This window comes from Micromonospora sp. LZ34, assembly GCF_052981855.1.
The window spans coordinates 98,099-113,841 of record NZ_JBRIQN010000013.1 but is presented as its reverse complement, the minus strand read 5'-3'; the positions used below and the strand labels follow the sequence as shown (position 1 = coordinate 113,841).

General features: G+C 71.7%; 20 protein-coding genes and 2 pseudogenes. 10 read left to right on the top strand and 12 right to left on the bottom strand.

The genetic code is table 11. The annotated features are described in order from the left end of the window. Positions 1 to 24: 24 nt before the first annotated feature. From ACVCAH_RS16700 to ACVCAH_RS16675, 6 genes are all read right to left on the bottom strand, one after another. Positions 25 to 531: a hypothetical protein gene (locus ACVCAH_RS16700; protein WP_447137047.1), complete on the bottom strand. Its 507-nt coding sequence runs from the start codon at positions 529 to 531 to the stop codon at positions 25 to 27. Between the two features lie 78 nt (positions 532 to 609). After that, positions 610 to 783 (bottom strand): hypothetical protein, encoded by a 174-nt coding sequence (locus tag ACVCAH_RS16695; protein ID WP_447137046.1) that lies wholly within the window; start codon positions 781 to 783, stop codon positions 610 to 612. Further along, the gene (locus tag ACVCAH_RS16690) at positions 780 to 1,772 is read right to left on the bottom strand and encodes a peptidoglycan-binding domain-containing protein (protein ID WP_447137045.1); all 993 of its coding nucleotides are present in this window, start codon (positions 1,770 to 1,772) and stop codon (positions 780 to 782) included. The genes ACVCAH_RS16695 and ACVCAH_RS16690 overlap by 4 nt, the downstream gene beginning before the upstream one ends. Continuing rightward, a complete protein-coding gene (locus tag ACVCAH_RS16685; protein WP_447137044.1) occupies positions 1,769 to 2,317 on the bottom strand; it encodes a hypothetical protein in 549 nt (182 codons plus the stop codon). Before ACVCAH_RS16685 ends, ACVCAH_RS16690 begins: the two co-directional genes overlap by 4 nt. Then, positions 2,314 to 2,883 carry a MauE/DoxX family redox-associated membrane protein gene (locus ACVCAH_RS16680; protein WP_447137043.1) on the bottom strand — a complete coding sequence of 190 codons (570 nt, stop codon included), beginning with the start codon at positions 2,881 to 2,883 and terminating at the stop codon, positions 2,314 to 2,316. The genes ACVCAH_RS16685 and ACVCAH_RS16680 overlap by 4 nt, the downstream gene beginning before the upstream one ends. Before the next feature lie 6 nt (positions 2,884 to 2,889). Further along, complete coding sequence (locus ACVCAH_RS16675) at positions 2,890 to 3,597, bottom strand: hypothetical protein (protein ID WP_447137042.1); 708 nt, start codon at positions 3,595 to 3,597, stop codon at positions 2,890 to 2,892. Positions 3,598 to 3,755: 158 nt separating this feature from the next. On the opposite strand from ACVCAH_RS16675, the gene ACVCAH_RS16670 reads away from it, so the two are divergent. Further along, the gene (locus ACVCAH_RS16670; protein ID WP_447137041.1) at positions 3,756 to 3,992 is read left to right on the top strand and encodes a hypothetical protein; all 237 of its coding nucleotides are present in this window, start codon (positions 3,756 to 3,758) and stop codon (positions 3,990 to 3,992) included. Positions 3,993 to 4,059: 67 nt separating this feature from the next. Further along, positions 4,060 to 4,680 (top strand): dihydrofolate reductase family protein, encoded by a 621-nt coding sequence (locus ACVCAH_RS16665; RefSeq protein WP_447137040.1) that lies wholly within the window; start codon positions 4,060 to 4,062, stop codon positions 4,678 to 4,680. Between the two features lie 213 nt (positions 4,681 to 4,893). Here the strand turns inward: ACVCAH_RS16665 and ACVCAH_RS16660 are convergent, their stop codons facing one another. Next, complete coding sequence (locus ACVCAH_RS16660; RefSeq protein ID WP_447137039.1) at positions 4,894 to 5,574, bottom strand: TetR/AcrR family transcriptional regulator; 681 nt, start codon at positions 5,572 to 5,574, stop codon at positions 4,894 to 4,896. Between ACVCAH_RS16660 and ACVCAH_RS16655 the strand changes: the two genes are divergently transcribed. The 4 genes and pseudogenes from ACVCAH_RS16655 to ACVCAH_RS16640 form a co-directional block, all read left to right on the top strand. After that, positions 5,563 to 6,621, top strand: coding sequence for a zinc-binding dehydrogenase (locus tag ACVCAH_RS16655; protein ID WP_447137038.1), 1,059 nt, complete (start codon positions 5,563 to 5,565; stop codon positions 6,619 to 6,621). The genes ACVCAH_RS16660 and ACVCAH_RS16655 overlap by 12 nt on opposite strands. Then, a complete protein-coding gene (locus tag ACVCAH_RS16650; protein WP_447137037.1) occupies positions 6,618 to 8,072 on the top strand; it encodes an MDR family MFS transporter in 1,455 nt (484 codons plus the stop codon). Before ACVCAH_RS16655 ends, ACVCAH_RS16650 begins: the two co-directional genes overlap by 4 nt. A gap of 26 nt (positions 8,073 to 8,098) precedes the next feature. Further along, a complete protein-coding gene (locus ACVCAH_RS16645) occupies positions 8,099 to 8,674 on the top strand; it encodes an NADPH-dependent FMN reductase (RefSeq protein ID WP_447137036.1) in 576 nt (191 codons plus the stop codon). A 58-nt stretch (positions 8,675 to 8,732) separates the two neighbouring features. Next, positions 8,733 to 8,909 (top strand): annotated as a pseudogene (locus ACVCAH_RS16640) (IS701 family transposase); the annotation flags it as partial. Positions 8,910 to 9,078: 169 nt separating this feature from the next. On the opposite strand, the gene ACVCAH_RS16635 reads toward ACVCAH_RS16640, so the two are convergent. From ACVCAH_RS16635 to ACVCAH_RS16625, 3 genes and pseudogenes are all read right to left on the bottom strand, one after another. After that, positions 9,079 to 9,627: a DUF1062 domain-containing protein gene (locus ACVCAH_RS16635; protein ID WP_447137035.1), complete on the bottom strand. Its 549-nt coding sequence runs from the start codon at positions 9,625 to 9,627 to the stop codon at positions 9,079 to 9,081. 192 nt (positions 9,628 to 9,819) lie between these two features. Then, positions 9,820 to 10,022 (bottom strand): annotated as a pseudogene (locus tag ACVCAH_RS16630) (hypothetical protein); the annotation flags it as partial. 8 nt (positions 10,023 to 10,030) lie between these two features. Continuing rightward, entirely contained in the window at positions 10,031 to 10,960 is a 930-nt protein-coding gene (locus ACVCAH_RS16625; protein ID WP_447137034.1) for a diacylglycerol/lipid kinase family protein, read from the bottom strand. Between the two features lie 205 nt (positions 10,961 to 11,165). Here ACVCAH_RS16625 and ACVCAH_RS16620 point away from each other — a divergent pair, with 205 nt between their 5' ends. The 4 genes from ACVCAH_RS16620 to ACVCAH_RS16605 all read left to right on the top strand — a co-directional run bounded on the left by ACVCAH_RS16620 (position 11,166) and on the right by ACVCAH_RS16605 (position 13,575). Then, positions 11,166 to 11,450 (top strand): hypothetical protein, encoded by a 285-nt coding sequence (locus ACVCAH_RS16620; protein ID WP_447137033.1) that lies wholly within the window; start codon positions 11,166 to 11,168, stop codon positions 11,448 to 11,450. A gap of 123 nt (positions 11,451 to 11,573) precedes the next feature. After that, complete coding sequence (locus ACVCAH_RS16615) at positions 11,574 to 12,692, top strand: hypothetical protein (protein WP_447137032.1); 1,119 nt, start codon at positions 11,574 to 11,576, stop codon at positions 12,690 to 12,692. A gap of 26 nt (positions 12,693 to 12,718) precedes the next feature. Further along, positions 12,719 to 13,117: a hypothetical protein gene (locus ACVCAH_RS16610; RefSeq protein ID WP_447137031.1), complete on the top strand. Its 399-nt coding sequence runs from the start codon at positions 12,719 to 12,721 to the stop codon at positions 13,115 to 13,117. Next, positions 13,114 to 13,575, top strand: a complete 462-nt coding sequence (locus ACVCAH_RS16605) for a hypothetical protein (RefSeq protein ID WP_447137030.1) — start codon at positions 13,114 to 13,116, stop codon at positions 13,573 to 13,575. Before ACVCAH_RS16610 ends, ACVCAH_RS16605 begins: the two co-directional genes overlap by 4 nt. A gap of 415 nt (positions 13,576 to 13,990) precedes the next feature. On the opposite strand, the gene ACVCAH_RS16600 is transcribed toward ACVCAH_RS16605, so the two are convergent. Together ACVCAH_RS16600 and ACVCAH_RS16595 are read right to left on the bottom strand one after the other, a co-directional pair. After that, positions 13,991 to 15,472 (bottom strand): rhamnulokinase, encoded by a 1,482-nt coding sequence (locus tag ACVCAH_RS16600; RefSeq protein ID WP_447137029.1) that lies wholly within the window; start codon positions 15,470 to 15,472, stop codon positions 13,991 to 13,993. 29 nt (positions 15,473 to 15,501) lie between these two features. Then, the gene (locus tag ACVCAH_RS16595; protein WP_447137028.1) at positions 15,502 to 15,717 is read right to left on the bottom strand and encodes a hypothetical protein; all 216 of its coding nucleotides are present in this window, start codon (positions 15,715 to 15,717) and stop codon (positions 15,502 to 15,504) included. Between the last annotated feature and the right edge of the window lie 26 nt (positions 15,718 to 15,743).

Genomic DNA, 15,743 nt, shown 5'->3' with positions numbered 1-15,743 from the left:
CCGCTCCGCCGACGGGAACCGGCGTTACAACTGGTGCAGCAGGAGCAGGCCGAAGGCGGCGGCGAGCGCCACGCACGCGGTGACGGTGATGACGCGTAGCCGTGCGCCCAGGTCGGCGTCCCAACCCTCGACCGCCCCGGAGGCGCGGCGGATGAGCGGGGTGGCGGCGCGGCCCGCGCCGAAACCGACCCCGGTGAGCGCGGCGACCTCCAGCCGCTGACCGCCGAGGAGGACCGCGACCGCGAGCACGTACGGGGCGGTGGCCGACACGTAGGTCCGCACGCCGGTGCCCAACTCGAACCCGAACCGCAGCGCACCCAGGCGCGGGCTACGGCGCAGCACGTCCTGCGGCACCTGACGGGCGTTCTGCGGCAGCGTGATGGTCACCACCCGGGTCTCCCGGAGCACTCCGAGCAGCGCCACCGCCACGATCGCCGCGTACCGCCAGGGTGCGGGCAGCGGCGCCGACAGGCCGGAGAGCAGGCCGAGGACCACCCCGCTGAGCAGGCCGCCGGCGAGCAGCCCCAGCACGAACAGGGTGAGCAGGCTCCCCTGTGGATTCCGATCCCGCCGCCCGGGCGAGGCCAGCGCGTACGCGCTGTTGCGGGTTCAAACCGAGCCGGAGAGCGTGTAGCCGGCCAGCCCGCCGATCGCCGCCCAGGTGAGCACGTGCCCGTACGCCGCGGCGAGCAGCGCGCCGGCAGTGAGCAGCAGGACGGGTACGAGCGGGTCGGTGGCCCAGCGGCGCAACGGCGCAACGGGTCGTACGGGCGCGCCCGTCATACGCCGCCGCCGGTGAGCGTGCGCCAGGTGCTCTGGCCCACGATGCCGTCCACGGTCAGCCCGTTCTGCCGCTGGAAGTCCCGGACCGCGACGTCGGTCCCCGCCCCGAAGACCCCGTCGACCGCCAACCCGTACGCGTGCTTGTTGAGTTGCCGCTGCACGCCACGCACGACATGCCCGGTGTACGGATAGTGCACGGTGACCACGACGGGTGGCCGCGTTCCGACCCCGACCGTCTTGCTCGCCGTGATTCCCTTGGCCGACACGGTGAACACCAGCAGCGGCCAGGTCTGGGCGTCGACGACGCCGCTCGCCGTGATCCCCTTGGCCGACTGGAACTGCTTCACCCTGGTCTCCGTGCCGCTGCCGAAGATCCCGTCCGCGGTGGCGGTGTAGCCCCGCGCGGTCAGCAGGTGTTGCAGGGTGTAGACGTTCGGGCCGCTGTGGCCGCGCCGGGTGCTGGGCCAGCTGACCGAGGTGAGGCACCCGCAGTCGGTGTTCCAGCGGCAGATCGACCTGACCCAGCCCGAGCTGGTCTGCCGGTACCCGTCGTGGCAGCGGCGCTCCACCGAGCAGGCGCACGCGCCGCAGGCGCCCTGGTAGCGCCACAGCCAGCCGTCGTAGGTGCCGGCGTAGCACTGGTTCGGCCGCAGTTTCCAGGTGGTGCCGTCGTTCTTGTGGAAGCCCGCGTACGTCCCGCTGGTGTTGCAGGCGGAGGCGAAGATCGGGCTCGGGCCGCAGCCGGGGGAACAGTTCTGGTCGCTGGCGTAGCTCGGACAGCTGCCGTAGATGTCGTACCCGTCGGCGTAGGCTCGGCGGGCGGCGGGAAAGACGCTTAGCGCGGCCATTCCCACGGCGGTGCCGGCCGACAGCAGCGTACGGCGGGACAGCGCCCAGGACTGGCGGTCCCTCGGCGCGCGCCGCCGGGCCGCGCTGCCGGTGCCCGGGTCCGTTCCGCGCAGCGAAGGGACGGCGTCGAGGCTGGTCACCGGGGGCCTCCCCGCTGGATGGTGTGGACGGTCGGTGCGGTGCCGCCGCCGGGCGGGGCATCGACCTGGTCGAGCAGCTGGCGTAGGGCCACCCGGGAGCCGACGGGTTCGGATCGGCGGATGCGCCCGGTGTCGTCGACCACGACCGCGAACGGGGTGGCGATCGCGTCGTACCGGTCGAACAGGTCCGCCTGCTCGTCCAGGACGGTCATCGGCAGGTCGGCCGCGTGCGGCGGGACGGTGTGCCGGTAGAGGACCCGGATCACGAGGTCGGCCCGCCGCGCCTGTTCGGCGGCCTCGTCGAGCAGCTGGTCGCAGGTGGCGCAGCCGTGGTCCAGGAAGAGCAGGACCAGGGTGGCGGGGGAAGGCGGCGCCAGGTCACGGAACCGCGGCGCCGGCGAGCCGGGCCGCAGGCCGACGGACCCGGGGCGAGCGGCGCCGCCGTTGGACAACGCGTGCACCTGCCGTACCAGCCCGGACACCACGAGGGCCAGCAGCAGGATGGCGATCCAGCTCAGGATCAGCGCGCTGGTCTGAAAACTCATCCGGGTACGCCTCCTCGTCCCACCCGAGCGGGCGGCTGATCCGTGGTCGGGTCGTGCATGGCGGCGGGCAGGTGCGCCAGGAGCGCGGTGAAGGTGGCCGCGGCGAGCAGCACGATCGTGAGCGAGGTGCCGGGACGCCCCAGCGGCACGACCGCGCCGGAGAGCAGACAGCCGACCAGGGCCAGGCCGGCGAGGGTGGCCGCCCGGGCCACCACCCAGCCGGTCATCGGCTGCTCCACCCGGGAGCATCCGCAGGGGACGGCCCGCCCGGTCGATCGCACGCGGCGGGCGTAGCCCGCGTAGCTGGCGAGGAGGGCGGCGCTGCCGGCGAGGACCGCGGCCAGCAGCCGGCCGCCGTCGTCGCGGAGCAGGGCGACCACTCCGGCCGCGCCGAGCAGGCCCTCGGCCGCGATGACGACCGCCGCGACGGCGGACGGCGCGGGCAGCACCCGGTGGGCGGCCAGCGCCGCCGACAGCGTCGCCGGCTTCGAGAGGTGCTCACCGCAGGCGAGGAGCAGGGTGAGCAGCACGGTGTACGCGGCGACGCTGGCCACCAGGGCCGACACGACGCCTCACCCGCCCAACTGGACGCGGAGCCGGCCCACCAGGTCCGGTACCCGGTCGATCGCCGTGTCGGCCAGCGGTAGCACGGTCACCCAGGTGTCCACGGCGGCGAGCACGAAGTAGGGCTTGCCGTCGGAGAGCGTGTCCCGGAAGAGTTCCCCCGCCCGGGTCGACAGCCCGCGCCACGCCGGCAGCTGCCGGGCGCGCTCGGCGGTCAACGGCGTCATGTCGAGCAGGCCGAGCCCGGGCACCTGCTTGATCACGGCCGCCGGCGCCGCGAACCGGCTACCGGCCCGTGGCTGGGGACGCACGGCGACACCGTCGTCGTGCTCCGTGATCCGCACCGTCCGCAGCACCGCGAGCAGGTCCGCCGTCGAGCCGCCGTACAGCTGGGTGAGGAAGCAGTACCGGCGTCCCCGCCACGCCGCCACCAGCCGCTCCTCGCTGAGCCGGATCTGCGGGTCGTACGACCGCACCCGCGCCGTCAGCAGGGTGCCGCCCTGATAGCTGAGCTCCTCGTCGAAGCCGGTGACGCCGAGCTCCTGTGCGAGGTCGTCGGCGAGGCCGAGCGAGCCGGCCGTGAACTCGTGCAGCCGGCCGGCGACGGTCAGCTCGACCACCGAGGTGAACGGCGCGCTCAGGTCGAGTGGGCCGGTGAGCAGGAACCGCCGGCCATCCATGGCGCGGTGGGTGACAGAAGCCTCCGTGGCTGCCATCCGCGCCACCTCCCCCGTGGGTACGGCACATGGTGGCCTCACAGTATCCGCGCTCACGAAGATCAATGACAAGCCCGAGCCGCGGCGGATCCATCGCCGCTGTCGGGGGGGGCGTCGGGTGGGACCGGCGACGGCGGCCAGCGGGGAGACTGTTCCCCGTGCAGTACGTGTCCCGGGTTCCGCAACCGCCGCTGGACCAGCTGGTCGACGACCTCTACTTTCTCGAGGGCACCCCGCCGTACTCGCGATTGAAGCTGCCGCCCATGCCGTCCGCGGTACTGATCCTCAGACCTTCACCGGATGCACGCCGACGGCGTACCGTGGCGCTGCGGCGGCGGTTCCTCGCCGACCATCCCGGTAACGCCCTCGACGTCGGGCCGCTGCCGGCCGATTGATTTCTTACAAGCGCCCGCGCCGGCATCCACCTCAGAATCGGCACACATCACGACGCGAGGAGGATCAGTGAGCAAGGTGATCATGGGCTGCGCCGCCGTCTCGATCGACGGTTTCATCGCCGACGAAAGCGACCAGGTCGGCCCGCTGTTCGAATGGGCGGGGAACGGCGACGTCGAGTGGACCTGGAGCGGCGAACCGGAGGAGCATCCGATGCACAGCACGCGCGCCTCCATGGAGTTCGTCAAAGCCGTCTACCCGCGCATCGGCTGTGTGGTGATGGGCCGCCGGACGTTCGACATCACGGACGGATGGGGCGGGGTGCCGGCCGCCGGTGAGCACGTCTTCGTCGTGACGCACGAGCCGCCGACGGACTGGAAGTATGCGGGGACCGCCCCGTTCACGTTCGTCACCGACGGGGTCGAGTCGGCGATCGAGCGGGCGCGGGCGTTCGCGGGCGATGACCGGATCGTCGACCTCGCCGCCGGACAGATCGGAGGTCAGGCGCTGCGACTCGGGCTCGTCGACCAGGTCGTGATGAACGTCGTTCCCGTCGTGTTCGGATCGGGCCGCCCGTTCTTCGGCGCGATGGGCGCCGGCGACGTCGTCCCCCTCGACAACCCCGCCCGCGTCGTCCAGGGCGACCGTGTGACGCACCTGCTCTACGACGTCTCCCGCCCGTCGGCGTGACCATGACGACCGGCCTGACGCCGTAAGGAGTCGCGTCGGCGAGGGATTGCAGCGCAAGGGCCTGTCCGGCGGATCTTGCCGGACAGACCCCAGTACGGCAGTCGCACTTCGTGACGTTGCTGGTCCGGGATGTACGAGGCGGCTCGGCGTGATCATCAATGGCGTTCGGTCCACAGTGCTGGATCTGGGGAGCCCGACGCGGGTGCGCGCGGTTCACCCAGTTGGCGAGTCGGGGCGGCGCGTCCAGCGTTCGGTAAAGAGCCGGTCGGATGGCGGCTCGCCAGGCAGCGGTCGAGTGTGGACGGCGCGCAGACCGTCCAGGGCGATGGCGATGATGCGTTTGCGGGCGTTCGCGGCGGCGTCGATGAGGTCCTCGTGGCCCTGCTTGCGGAGTTGGTCCAGGACAGGTGATGTGCCGAGTTGTTCGATCAGGAGGGAGATGTCGACGGGAGTGACGTCCGGCCGCAGCACGCCGGCCTCGTGGGCGCGGGTGACGAGGGCGGCTAGGAGGTTGTCGGAGCGGTCGGATTTGGCCTGCATCTCCTTGGTGACCGTGATCGTGCCGGCGATCGGGCCGAGTGAGCCTTGGCCGAATTCGATGCAGGTAGTGATGAAGCTGGCGAGCCCGTCCCACGGGTTGTCTGTGGCGAGTCCTTGCTCGGCGGCGTGGTTCCAGTTGTCGAGGGAGAGCGCGGACAGGCGCTGGAAGAGTTCCTCCTTGGTGCGGTAGCGGCGGTACAGGCTGCCGATGCCGACTCCGGCGCGGGCGGCGATCGCCGCTACTGAGGCGTGGACCCCGTCGGCGGCGAGCACCTCCCGGGCGGCCTGGAGGAGCGCGCGGTCGTTGCGTTCGGCTTCGGCCTGGCGTGGGGCGCGGCGCCGGTGTTCGGGCATGACGTCGATCATACCCGCTTTGCGGAGCGGGTCACTCCGTTATACGGTCGCCCAATCGGAGCACATCGCTCCGATTGGGGAGAGGTGGCGATCGTGCGTGCCGTGGTGATGGAACGGTTCGGTGGGCCCGAGGTCCTGCAGGTCCGGCAGGTCGAGGATCCGACGCCGGGGGCCGGGCAGGTGTTGGTGGCGGTCGAGTACGCCAACATCACGTTCGTCGAGACGCAGGTGCGGGCCGGCGCCGGTCCCGCGGCCAGGCAGCGGCCGCCGCTGCCCCGGGTTCCAGGCAACGGCGTCGGCGGTCGGGTTCGCGCCGTCGGAGCGGGGGTCGACTCGACGCTTGTGGGCACGACCGTGGAGACGACGACGGGCGGCACTGGCGGCTACGCCGAGCTGGCCCTGGCCCGTGCGCAGGACGTTATCGCGGTCCCGGACGGGGTGATGTTGCGCGATGCGGTGGCGCTGTTGGCGGACGGTCGTACGGCGGTCCTGCTGCACCGGCAGGCGCAGGTGAGGCCGGGCGAATGGGTGCTCGTCGAGGCGGCCGGAGGTGGTGTGGGTAGCCTGCTGGTGCAGCTCGCCGTCGCAGCTGGCGCGGAGGTGATCGGCGCCGCCCGCGGCACGGCCAAGGGGGAGCTCGTCACCTCCCTCGGCGCGGTCGCCTACATCGACTATTCCCGGCCGGGATGGGAACGCCAGGTGGTCGAGGTCACCGGCGGCACCGGCGTCGACCTGGTCTTCGACGGCGTCGGCGGGCAGATCGGCGCGCAGGGCATGGCCGCTATCCGGCCCGGCGGCCGGGCCAGCATCTATGGCATGGCCAGCGGCTCGTGGACCGAACCCGACGACCGGGTGACGGTCGTGCCGGACCGCGGCGCGCCGAGCGCCGACGAGGTGCGGGCGCTGGGCGAGGAGGCACTCGCCCTCGCAGCGGCCGGTCGGCTGCGCCCGATCGTCGGCCAGACCTATCCGCTGGTCGAAGCCGCGCAGGCGCACCGGGCGATCGAGGCCCGGGCGACGACTGGCAAGACCTTACTGATCCCGTGAGCGCCCAGACGGTACGCGGCGCGCCGCCGGCGGCGACGTCCGGCCAGAGCATCGTGCCGGTGGCCGCAACGCTGCTGTTCGGGGCGATCGCGGCATTGCTTGACACCACGATCGTCGCAGTGGCGCTGGACGAGTTGCGCCGCGAGCTGGACGCCGGGGTGACGGTGATCCAGTGGGTCACCACGGCGTACGTGCTGGCGATGACCGCGGTGATCCCGCTGGTGGGCTGGTCGGTCGGCCGGTTCGGCGCCCGCACCATGTGGCTGACCGCGCTCGGGCTGTTCCTGCTCGGATCGGTGCTGTCCCGGATGGCGTGGTCGGTCGACTCCCTCATCGTCTTCCGGGTGCTGCAAGGACTGGGCGGCGGCATGATCTTGCCGTTGACGCAGCTCACCCTGGCCAGGGCCGCCGGGCCGCAGCGCCTGGGCCGGGTGATGGGCGTCGTCGGGCTGGTCGGTCAACTGGCCCCCATCTCCGGGCCACTGCTGGGCGGTCTGCTGATCGACGGCTGGGGCTGGCGGTGGATCTTCTTCGTCAACGTGCCGATCGTGCTCGTCTCGCTCGTCATGACCTGGCGATGGTTCCCACGCGACGAGCAACGCTCCGACCAGGCCCAGGACCTGGACCTCGTCGGACTCGCCCTGCTGCCGACCGCGGTGGTCGCACTGCTCTACGTTCTGTCCACCCTCGATGCCGGACCGGATGCCGCGGTACGCGTCGAGACGCTCACCGGTGGGATCGCCGCGATACTGCTGCTGACGGCCTTCGTCTTGCGGTCGGTACGCCGCGGCGGGGCGAGCCTGATCGACCTGCGGCTGTTCGCCGACAAGTCCTTCCGCGGCGGCACGGTGATGATGTTCATCCTCGGTGTCACGACCTGGGGGCCGATGTTCCTCCTGCCGCTGTACTACCAGCAGCTTCGCGGGCTGTCCGCGTTCGACGCCGGACTCGTACTCGCTCCACAGAGCGTCGGTCTTGCCCTGGCGTACCTGCTGGTCGGCCGGTATGCCGACCGCATGCCGCCCCGCCCCCTCGCAGTCGCCGGAATGGCCGTCGCCACCGCCGGCACCGTCCCGTTCGCCTTCGCCACGGCCAACAGCGACACGCTCCTGCTGAGCGCGGCACTTTTCGTACGAGGAATCGGGTTCGGCGTCGCGAGCCTGCCCATCGCCGTCGCGATCTACCGAACACTCAAGCCCGCGACCATCCCGGACGCCACCAGTGCCAGCAACGTCATCCAGCGCGTCGGCGCCGGCACCGGAACCGCCCTAATGGCCACCATCCTCCAGGCAAGCGGCTACACCCCCGCCCTGACCTGGATGCTCATCCTCACCATCGTCGCCCTGGCCGCCACCGTGCTGCTGCCCGGCCGCGCCCGACACACCTCAGCACCGACCACACGGCAAACAACCCCGGACGGGCCGCCGACCGCGAGCAGTACCCACCCCTGAGCGCATCATCGAAGGAAGAGGAACCTGTGATCAACGTAGCGATCATCATCGGAAGTACCCGCCCGGGACGCAACGGCGAGGCCGTGGCTCGCTGGGTCTACGACCTGGCGGCCGAGCGCAGCGACGCCCAGTTCGAACTGGTAGATCTCAAAGACTTCGACCTGCCGCACCTGGATGAGGTGATGCCACCCGCGATGGGCCAGTACCAGCACCCGCACACCAGGGCCTGGGCCGAGAAGATCGCGTCCTTCGACGCATACGTCTTCGTCACGCCCGAATACAACCACTCAACCTCTGGTGCGTTGAAAAACGCCATCGACTTCCTGTACGCAGAATGGAACAACAAGGCGGCCGGGTTCGTCAGCTACGGCACCTCCGGCGGCACCAGAGCCGTCGAGCACCTACGCCTGGTAATGGGCGAACTCCACGTCGCTGACGTACGCGCCCAGGTCGCCCTGTCGCTGTCCACCGACTTCGAGCACTTCAGCGTCCTCAAACCAGCCCCCCATCAACAGGACGCGGTCACCACCATGCTGGACCAGCTCATTGCCTGGGGCCGCGCTATGAGGGCGCTCCGATCGGGCTCCCTCAACCCTGTTTGATCAACCAGCATGGGCCGGAAGCCGGATTGTGGACCACAATCCGGCCTCGACCAAAGTTCGGAGCTGCTGGGGTCGGGCCGAGCAGGCCGGGCATGCCCGCCCGGACGCTATGCAGCGGCTGCTGTGCACCGCAGTCCGGGACGCCGACGCGGTGCAGCGTGACGTGCGCGGGTTCGTGGTGGACCACCTCGGCGACCCGGACGCGGTACTGGTCGTGGACGAGACCGGTGACCTGCCGACACCCGCGGTGGGCAGCACACTCGTGGCGTCATCCACCGACTTGGACAATCTGGCGCGGCGAGCATCAAACCCGCGCCCGCCGCGCCCACTACCAACGACGCCTCCGAACGGAACTCGGCACATGATCACGAAGGGCGACTGCCGTACTAGGGCCCGATGAGGGCTCAGCGTTTGAGCGTGAAGGTGAAGTCGCCGGAGAGCTTGCCGCTCAGCCGGACCGCCGAAACGAGTTTCCCCTCCGTGATCAGTCTCTCGACCTCGGCCCGGGAAAGACCGCAACCTTCAGCGATCAGTCGCACCGGCCGGACAGGAATCCGCGCCGCAAAGCGGACCGAGACGTCGATCACTTCGCAATCCCGGTTATCCGATCCGCCGGTGTCGAGGCGCCAGGCGTTGTCCCAGTCGAGGGCGATGCGATTACGGTGCCGCACGACCGGATCCTGGAGCAGCTCAGCTGTCAGGCCAGGGTCGTTGTCATGCAGCCGGTCCAGCAGCTCAGGTCGTACGGAGCGCACATTCACCCGCTCCAGGACCGTGAGCTTTGCAGTTTCCCCGCAACCGGTACAGAGCACGAGGAGCCAGGCGTCGAGGAGCTTGTGGTTTGCGTTGACGCGAAATTTACCGCTCGCCCGGAAGCGCTCGGACGCGCACGCGTGGCAACGACGGACTACGAGGGGCAGGCAGGTGGGCACGACCACCCAGTTTTTGAGCACAGAAATACACCGGTTTCAGTGAGAAGTCCGCAGCAAGAAGAAGCGCGGCGCACATGCGCGACGCGCGACGAATCAGCGCTCGGGAGGTCTCACAGGGTGTACAACGGCACGTCCTTGACCAGACGACTTGGTTCGGCAGCACGGTAATGGCACACAGCGGCGCTGTTCCACCGGTTTTCGAGCGCCTTACCGTCAGGTCCTGTCCGGCGGATCATGACGAAGCCAGAGCCAGATCGCGGCGACGGTGACGGTGCGATGGAAGGGCAGGCCCGCATGTCGTACCTCGTGGCCACGGCCCGGAGGTTCTTGAGCCTGTTGATCGTCCGCTCGACCTCGCTCCTACGCTTGTAGATCGTCTTGTCGAAGCCGACGGGCCGACCGCCTTCGCTGCCCCGGACAGGCCCTAGCGGTCCGGGCTGTCGGCGGGAGCCATGATGCGCAGCGCGTTGGGGTCCAGGCCGATCCGGATCGGCGTCTCGCCGTACAACTCGCCGTCGACCTCGACCGGCGCCGGCCGGTCGGTCTCCAGCCAGAGCTGGCGTACGGCGAGAAAGGGCTCCTCGCCGAGGGTACGACGATGCCCGGTCGCCGCGTTACGGGCCGTGTCGCGCAGCAGCTCGCGGCGGGTCGGCCCGCCCACTGGGTACGCGACCAGCAGCCGGTCGTCGGCGTCCGCGTCGGCGGTGATCGGCCGGCCGGCGTGGAAGCCGCCGTTGGCGACGTACAGCTGGTGGGTGACGAATTCGTGCTCGCGTCCCTCGGCGCGGACGGTGGCGCGCAGTGGCCGGTGCCCGGCCAGCAGCGCCAGCGCGGTGAGCGGATAGGCGAGCCGCCCGGTGGCCCGCTTGAGCCGTGGTGGCGTCCGCAGCGCCACGTCGGCGGAGAGGCCGACGCCGACGTGGTTGGTGAACCGCATGTCGCCGACGAGCCCGAGGTCGACGTCGATCACCTTGCCGTCGGTGAGGACCGCGACCGCCGCGTCGAGGTCGAGCGGGATGCCGACCGTGCGGGCGAAGTTGTTGGTGGTGCCCAGCGGCAGCAGGCCGAGGGCGATGTCCCGGTGGGCCAGCAGCCGCGCGGCGGTGCCGATCGTGCCGTCGCCACCGCCGGCGACCAGGAGGTCCGGCTCCAGGTCGGCAGCGGCGGCGAGGGTCTGCTCCAGCTCGGCGGGCCGGTCGACCGGGTACGTGCCGAGCAGGCTGAAGCCGGCCGCGATCAGCTGTGACCGGGCGCCCTCGTAGCGCCGGCGGCCCCGGCGGGAGTGGGCGTTGACGACGAGCACCGCCCGCCGCTCCCGGCGGATCGTCGCGCTCAACTCCGGCTTCGTCCGCATAGGGCCAGACCCTATCGCCGCAGCGGCGGGCGGTCGGCACTTTCGCAGCCGGCGCGGTTCGTCGGCGCTGGCGCTCGATGAGGCAGAATCGAGGGGCATGATCGAGCAGATCATCGGGGAGATGCGGCATGAGTGACCTGACCGGCGCCGGCTGGCGCACCAACACCAGCGGCCGCGACCGCGCCGGGCGCGACGGGCTTGTCCGGTGAGGTTCAGCTTCGACGTCGGGGTGCACGAGCGGCACAAGGTGACGTTCTCCTTCGACAAGTTCTGGGGCGGGTTGTCGATTACGGTCGACGGGCGACCGGTGCACCGGGAGCTGCGCGTCATGTCGGTCGATCTGATCAAGCGGTACCAGTTCACCGTGGGCGTGCACGAGCGGCACAACGTGCTCATCGAGAAGGAACGCAAGCTGCTCTTCGCCGGTTTCCGGCCGCAGCGGTGCCGCGCGTACGTCGACGGGCACCTCGTCGCCGAGCACACGGCCTGACCGCGGCTCGCCGTGGCCGGCGCCGCACGCCCGGGCCCCCACCACGGGCCTCCACTGTAGGAGGATGGGCGGCGCGATGACCGGTCGGGAAGGCGCCGGTCGCCGTACACGGGGGCGTTCTTCATGGGTTTTGACGTCGATGTGGCCGCGCTGCGCGGCCTGCCGGCGGTGTTCGACCGGCTCGGCGACGACGCGCGAGCCGGGCTGAGCCACCTGGACACCAACACCGCGCTGGAGTACGGGCCGGGTTTCATCAACCGGATCAGCGGCAAGCACGAGCGGGCCGTGTCGGACATCCGCGGCTTCGTCGAGGACATCGCGAAGTTCACGGCCGGCCACACCGGCGCGTCGCTGCGCCAGGCACTGAACTACTACGAGCGCACGGACGAAGCGGCGGCGGAGCATCTGGACCGCTCCTTCCGGGGCGACGGTCAGCTCGACCGTTCGCAGTTCGCGAGCCTCTACCGGGCCGCCGGGTCCGCGGCGCCGTTCGCCGATCGGGCCGAACCGCGGGACAGCCTCCGGGAGGTGCCCGACTACAACAAGGACGACGCGTTCCAGTTCGAGCCGCAACTGTGGGACATCGCCAGCCCCACCTCGGTGACCCGGGACGCCATCTGGGGCGCCACCTGGCTCGGCGCGAAACTGGGCATCTGCGACCGCGCCTACGACCCGTACGAGAGCTTCATCAAGCCCGTCGCGGGTGACTGGGCCGGGGTGCGGGGATGCGCCGACGCGTTCGACAACATCGCCTCGTCGCTGGGCGGCATGGCCGACAACCTCCGCTGGGCCGCCCTCTGCTCCGAGCAGCACTGGCAGGGCAGGGCGGCCACCGCGTTCCAGGCCCACGTCGTGAACTCGGCGCGCAAGCTCGACGTGGCGGCCGGGCCGGTGTCCGCGCTGGCGGCGGAATACCGCCGGACGGCGGAGGCCATGTTCGAGCTGGGCAAAGTGCTCGGCTCCCTGCTCTCCGACCTGGTCGACGCCGCCATGATCTTCGTTGCGACGGCCAGCACCGCGGTGGGCACCTCGGAGACCGTCATCGGCGGGGTCGTCTTCGGGGCGGCGGCGATCTACGAGGGCTACAAGGTGTGGGACATCGTCAAGGAGGCGCTCGACCTGGTGGGCCGGGCCGACTCGCTCACCAGTGCGTTCACCTCAGCCGTCGCCGACTTCGGCATGGCGTCGGGTGCGGGCGAGCTGCCGGTCCTGGCCCCGCCGCCGGTCGGCCTGCCCCAGTGACCGGTTCGTCAGGCAGGATGTCCAGCGTGAACCAGGTTCCGCCCACCCGCCCGGAGGACGTGCTCACCGCGCTGGACCGCACCCCGTACGGGGCGGTCCTGCGCGACGAGGCCCGGCGGCGGCAGTTGGTCTTCGAGGCGATGATGACCGGGCCCGACCCGATCGGGCGGGAGATCGGGCACCAACTGCGGGCAGGCAGCGTCACCCCGCGGGACCTGCTCGCCGTGGGCGACTACCGGGAGTTCTTCGGCCGCGCCCGAGCCCACGCGGAGCAGCTCGACCTCGACGACCTCGCCGCCTCGGCCCGGGTGCTCGCCGACGACGCGCAGCTCACCGGCGACCTGGACCACGACCGCGCGGCCGGCTCGTCCGACGAGCCGCCGGCCGCGGACGAGCCCGGCCGGCCGGAGAGTCCGGAACGATGAGAACCCTGTCGACGAGGACCGACCGGCGGCTCGGCCGGGCCCTGGTGACCCTCGGCTGCGTGATCGCCGCGCTGTGCCTGGGCCTGATGGGCTACGCCCGGTCCGGCGCCGTCGACGCCGGGCACACCTGGACCGGCGACGGTCCCGTCTACCTGACCAGCGCCGCCCGCGGCGGTCAGCACCCCTGCACCGTCACCCCCGAGGCGGGGGTGGAGCGGACGGTCGACGTGCCGTCGTGGCCGAACCGGGGACCGCACCTCGACGGCCGCCGGGTGGACCCGTGGTTCTCCGGATCAGCTCAGGTCTCCTGTGCGGACCCGGTGTACCTGACGCAGGGCTGGGTGGTCCGGCTGTATCCGCTGGCGGAGCAGTGGCTGGTACTCCTCGCGGGGATCGTGCTGGCGCTGCTCGGATTGGATCGGCTCGGCCTGTTCCGGCACACCTCCCGCTACCCGTGACGCCCTGACCCGGCGCTGCGCTCCAGCCGCGAAGAATCAGGACCGGCGGCGGACCGGGGCCTCGTCGATCGACACCCTGCGGCGTACCTCCGTCGCGGCGGGTGAGTGCCCGCCGGCGCCGTAACGCCGGCCGGCGGGGTGGCGCTTCCCTACCGCAATGATCGTGAAGGAGCGGCTGTCGCGGGCGGCCTCGGTTCGGGGGGTTCATGGGGGCGAAGATCTGGTGGCAGGCCGTCACGGCGGTGTTCGCCGCTGTTCGCAGGCGCACTCCGGCCCAGGAGGAGGCGTTGCGGGCGGAACGGGCACGCGGCGTGGACCGGCTCGCCCGCGAGGTGGTGGACCGCGAGGCACCCGCGGAGAGCGCCAGGTCCCGAACGCCGCGGGGACGCCGGACCCGGCCGGGGTCCTGATCGCGCTAGTCGGTCGCGGACGCGAGCCTGGTCGCGGCAGCCGTCCAGGCCCTGCCGTCGCCGCGCGGTTCGTAGCGGCGGATCCGCTGGGTCGCCCGCAGCAGCGACCGCATCGCAGCCAGGTCGGGGCCGACTGCGCCGAGCGCGCGCCCCTGCACGAGCACGTTGCCCAGCGCGCCGGCCTCGACCGGGCCGGCCTCGACCGGCAGGCCGCAGGCGTCGGCGGTGAGCTGGCACAGCAGCTCGTTGCGCGCGCCGCCGCCGACGACGTGGATGACGTCGACGTCGCGGCCGGAGAGCCGTTGCGCGTCCGCGACCACGGCGCGGTAGGCCAGCGCGAGGCTGTCCAGGATGCACCGCACCGTCTCGGCCGGGGTTGTCGGCGCCGGTTGTCCGAGGGCGCGGCAGGCGTCCGCGATGCGGCCGGGCATGTCGCCGGGGGGCAGGAAGACCGGGTCGTCGGGGTCGATGACGGCGCTGAACGCGGGCACCCGGGCGGCCTCGCGCAGCAGCGCCGCCAGGTCGGCGGGGAGGCCGGCCGCCCGCCAGCTGCGGATCGACTCCTGCAGCAGCCACAGTCCCATCACGTTCCGCAGGTAGCGGACCGTGCCGTCGACGCCGACCTCGTTGCTGAAGTTCGCCGCCCGGCTCTCCTCGGTGAGCACCGGCGCCGGCAGCTCGACGCCGACCAACGACCAGGTGCCGCAGGAGACGTACGCGAAGCGCTCCCCCCGGGCCGGTACGCCGACGACCGCGGAGGCGGTGTCGTGTGAACCGACCGCGGTCACCCGCACCGCTCCGGTCAGCGCGGTGGCCTGGGCGACGTCGGGCAGCAGGTCGCCGATCGGGTCGCCCGGGCGGCGCAGGGCGGGGAACAGCTCGGGCCGGATGCCCAGTCGGCGCATGAGGTCGGTGGCCCAGTTCCCGGTGCGGGCGTCGAGCAGCTGCGTGGTCGAGGCGTTGGTGAGTTCGGCGCCGGCGACGCCGGTCAGCCAGTAGGTGACGAGATCGGGGATCTGCAGCAGGGTGGCCGCCGCGGCGAGCTGGGCGGTGCCGGCCGCGGCGGCGAGCTGGTAGATGGTGTTGAAGGGCAGGAACTGCACGCCGGTGCGCTGGTAGAGCTCCGCGGCCGGGACGGTGGCGGTCACCCGGTCGGCGATGCCGTCGGTGCGCCCGTCGCGGTAGTGCACGGGGTTGCCGAGCACCCTGCCGTCAGCGTCGAGTAGCCCGTAGTCGACCGCCCACGAGTCCACCCCGACCGAGGCGACGGGACCGGCGTGCCGGCCGGCGGCGCGCAGCCCGTCGAGGACGCCCCGGTGGATCCGCAGGATGTCCCAGTGCAGGACGCCGCCGGCGCGGACCGGGACGTTGTCGAACCGTTCGACCTCGGCGAGGTCGAGCGTCCGGGGTCCGAGCCGGCCGGCCATGACCCGGCCGCTGGCGGCGCCGAGGTCCACCGCGGCGACGGTGACGGGTATGACGGTCACGTGCTCCTCCCGGGAACGGCCAGCAGGTTCTACAGCAGCCCGCGGCGGGCGGCCCACACCACCGCGGCGATCGGTGCCGGTACGCCGAGCCGGTCGCAGATCGCCCGCGCCCGGCGGCGTACGGTGCATTCGGAGGTGTCGAGCCGGCGGGCCACCGCGTCCATCGGCAGCCCCTCGGCGAGCAGGCGGAGCAGGGTCAGGTCGTCGTCGTCGAGTGGTCGGTGCTCCATGGTCGGCGTGGTCACGGGGACCATTCCTTCCTCTTGGACGG

Coding starts and splice junctions, on each gene's coding strand:
- ACVCAH_RS16685 (WP_447137044.1), bottom strand. CDS start 2,317: ATGAGTTTTCAGACCAGCGCGCTGATCCTGAGCTGGATCGCCATCCTG.
- ACVCAH_RS16695 (WP_447137046.1), bottom strand. CDS start 783: ATGACGGGCGCGCCCGTACGACCCGTTGCGCCGTTGCGCCGCTGGGCC.
- ACVCAH_RS16605 (WP_447137030.1), top strand. CDS start 13,114: ATGAGAACCCTGTCGACGAGGACCGACCGGCGGCTCGGCCGGGCCCTG.
- ACVCAH_RS16660 (WP_447137039.1), bottom strand. CDS start 5,574: ATGCCCGAACACCGGCGCCGCGCCCCACGCCAGGCCGAAGCCGAACGC.
- ACVCAH_RS16615 (WP_447137032.1), top strand. CDS start 11,574: ATGGGTTTTGACGTCGATGTGGCCGCGCTGCGCGGCCTGCCGGCGGTG.
- ACVCAH_RS16675 (WP_447137042.1), bottom strand. CDS start 3,597: ATGGCAGCCACGGAGGCTTCTGTCACCCACCGCGCCATGGATGGCCGG.
- ACVCAH_RS16625 (WP_447137034.1), bottom strand. CDS start 10,960: ATGCGGACGAAGCCGGAGTTGAGCGCGACGATCCGCCGGGAGCGGCGG.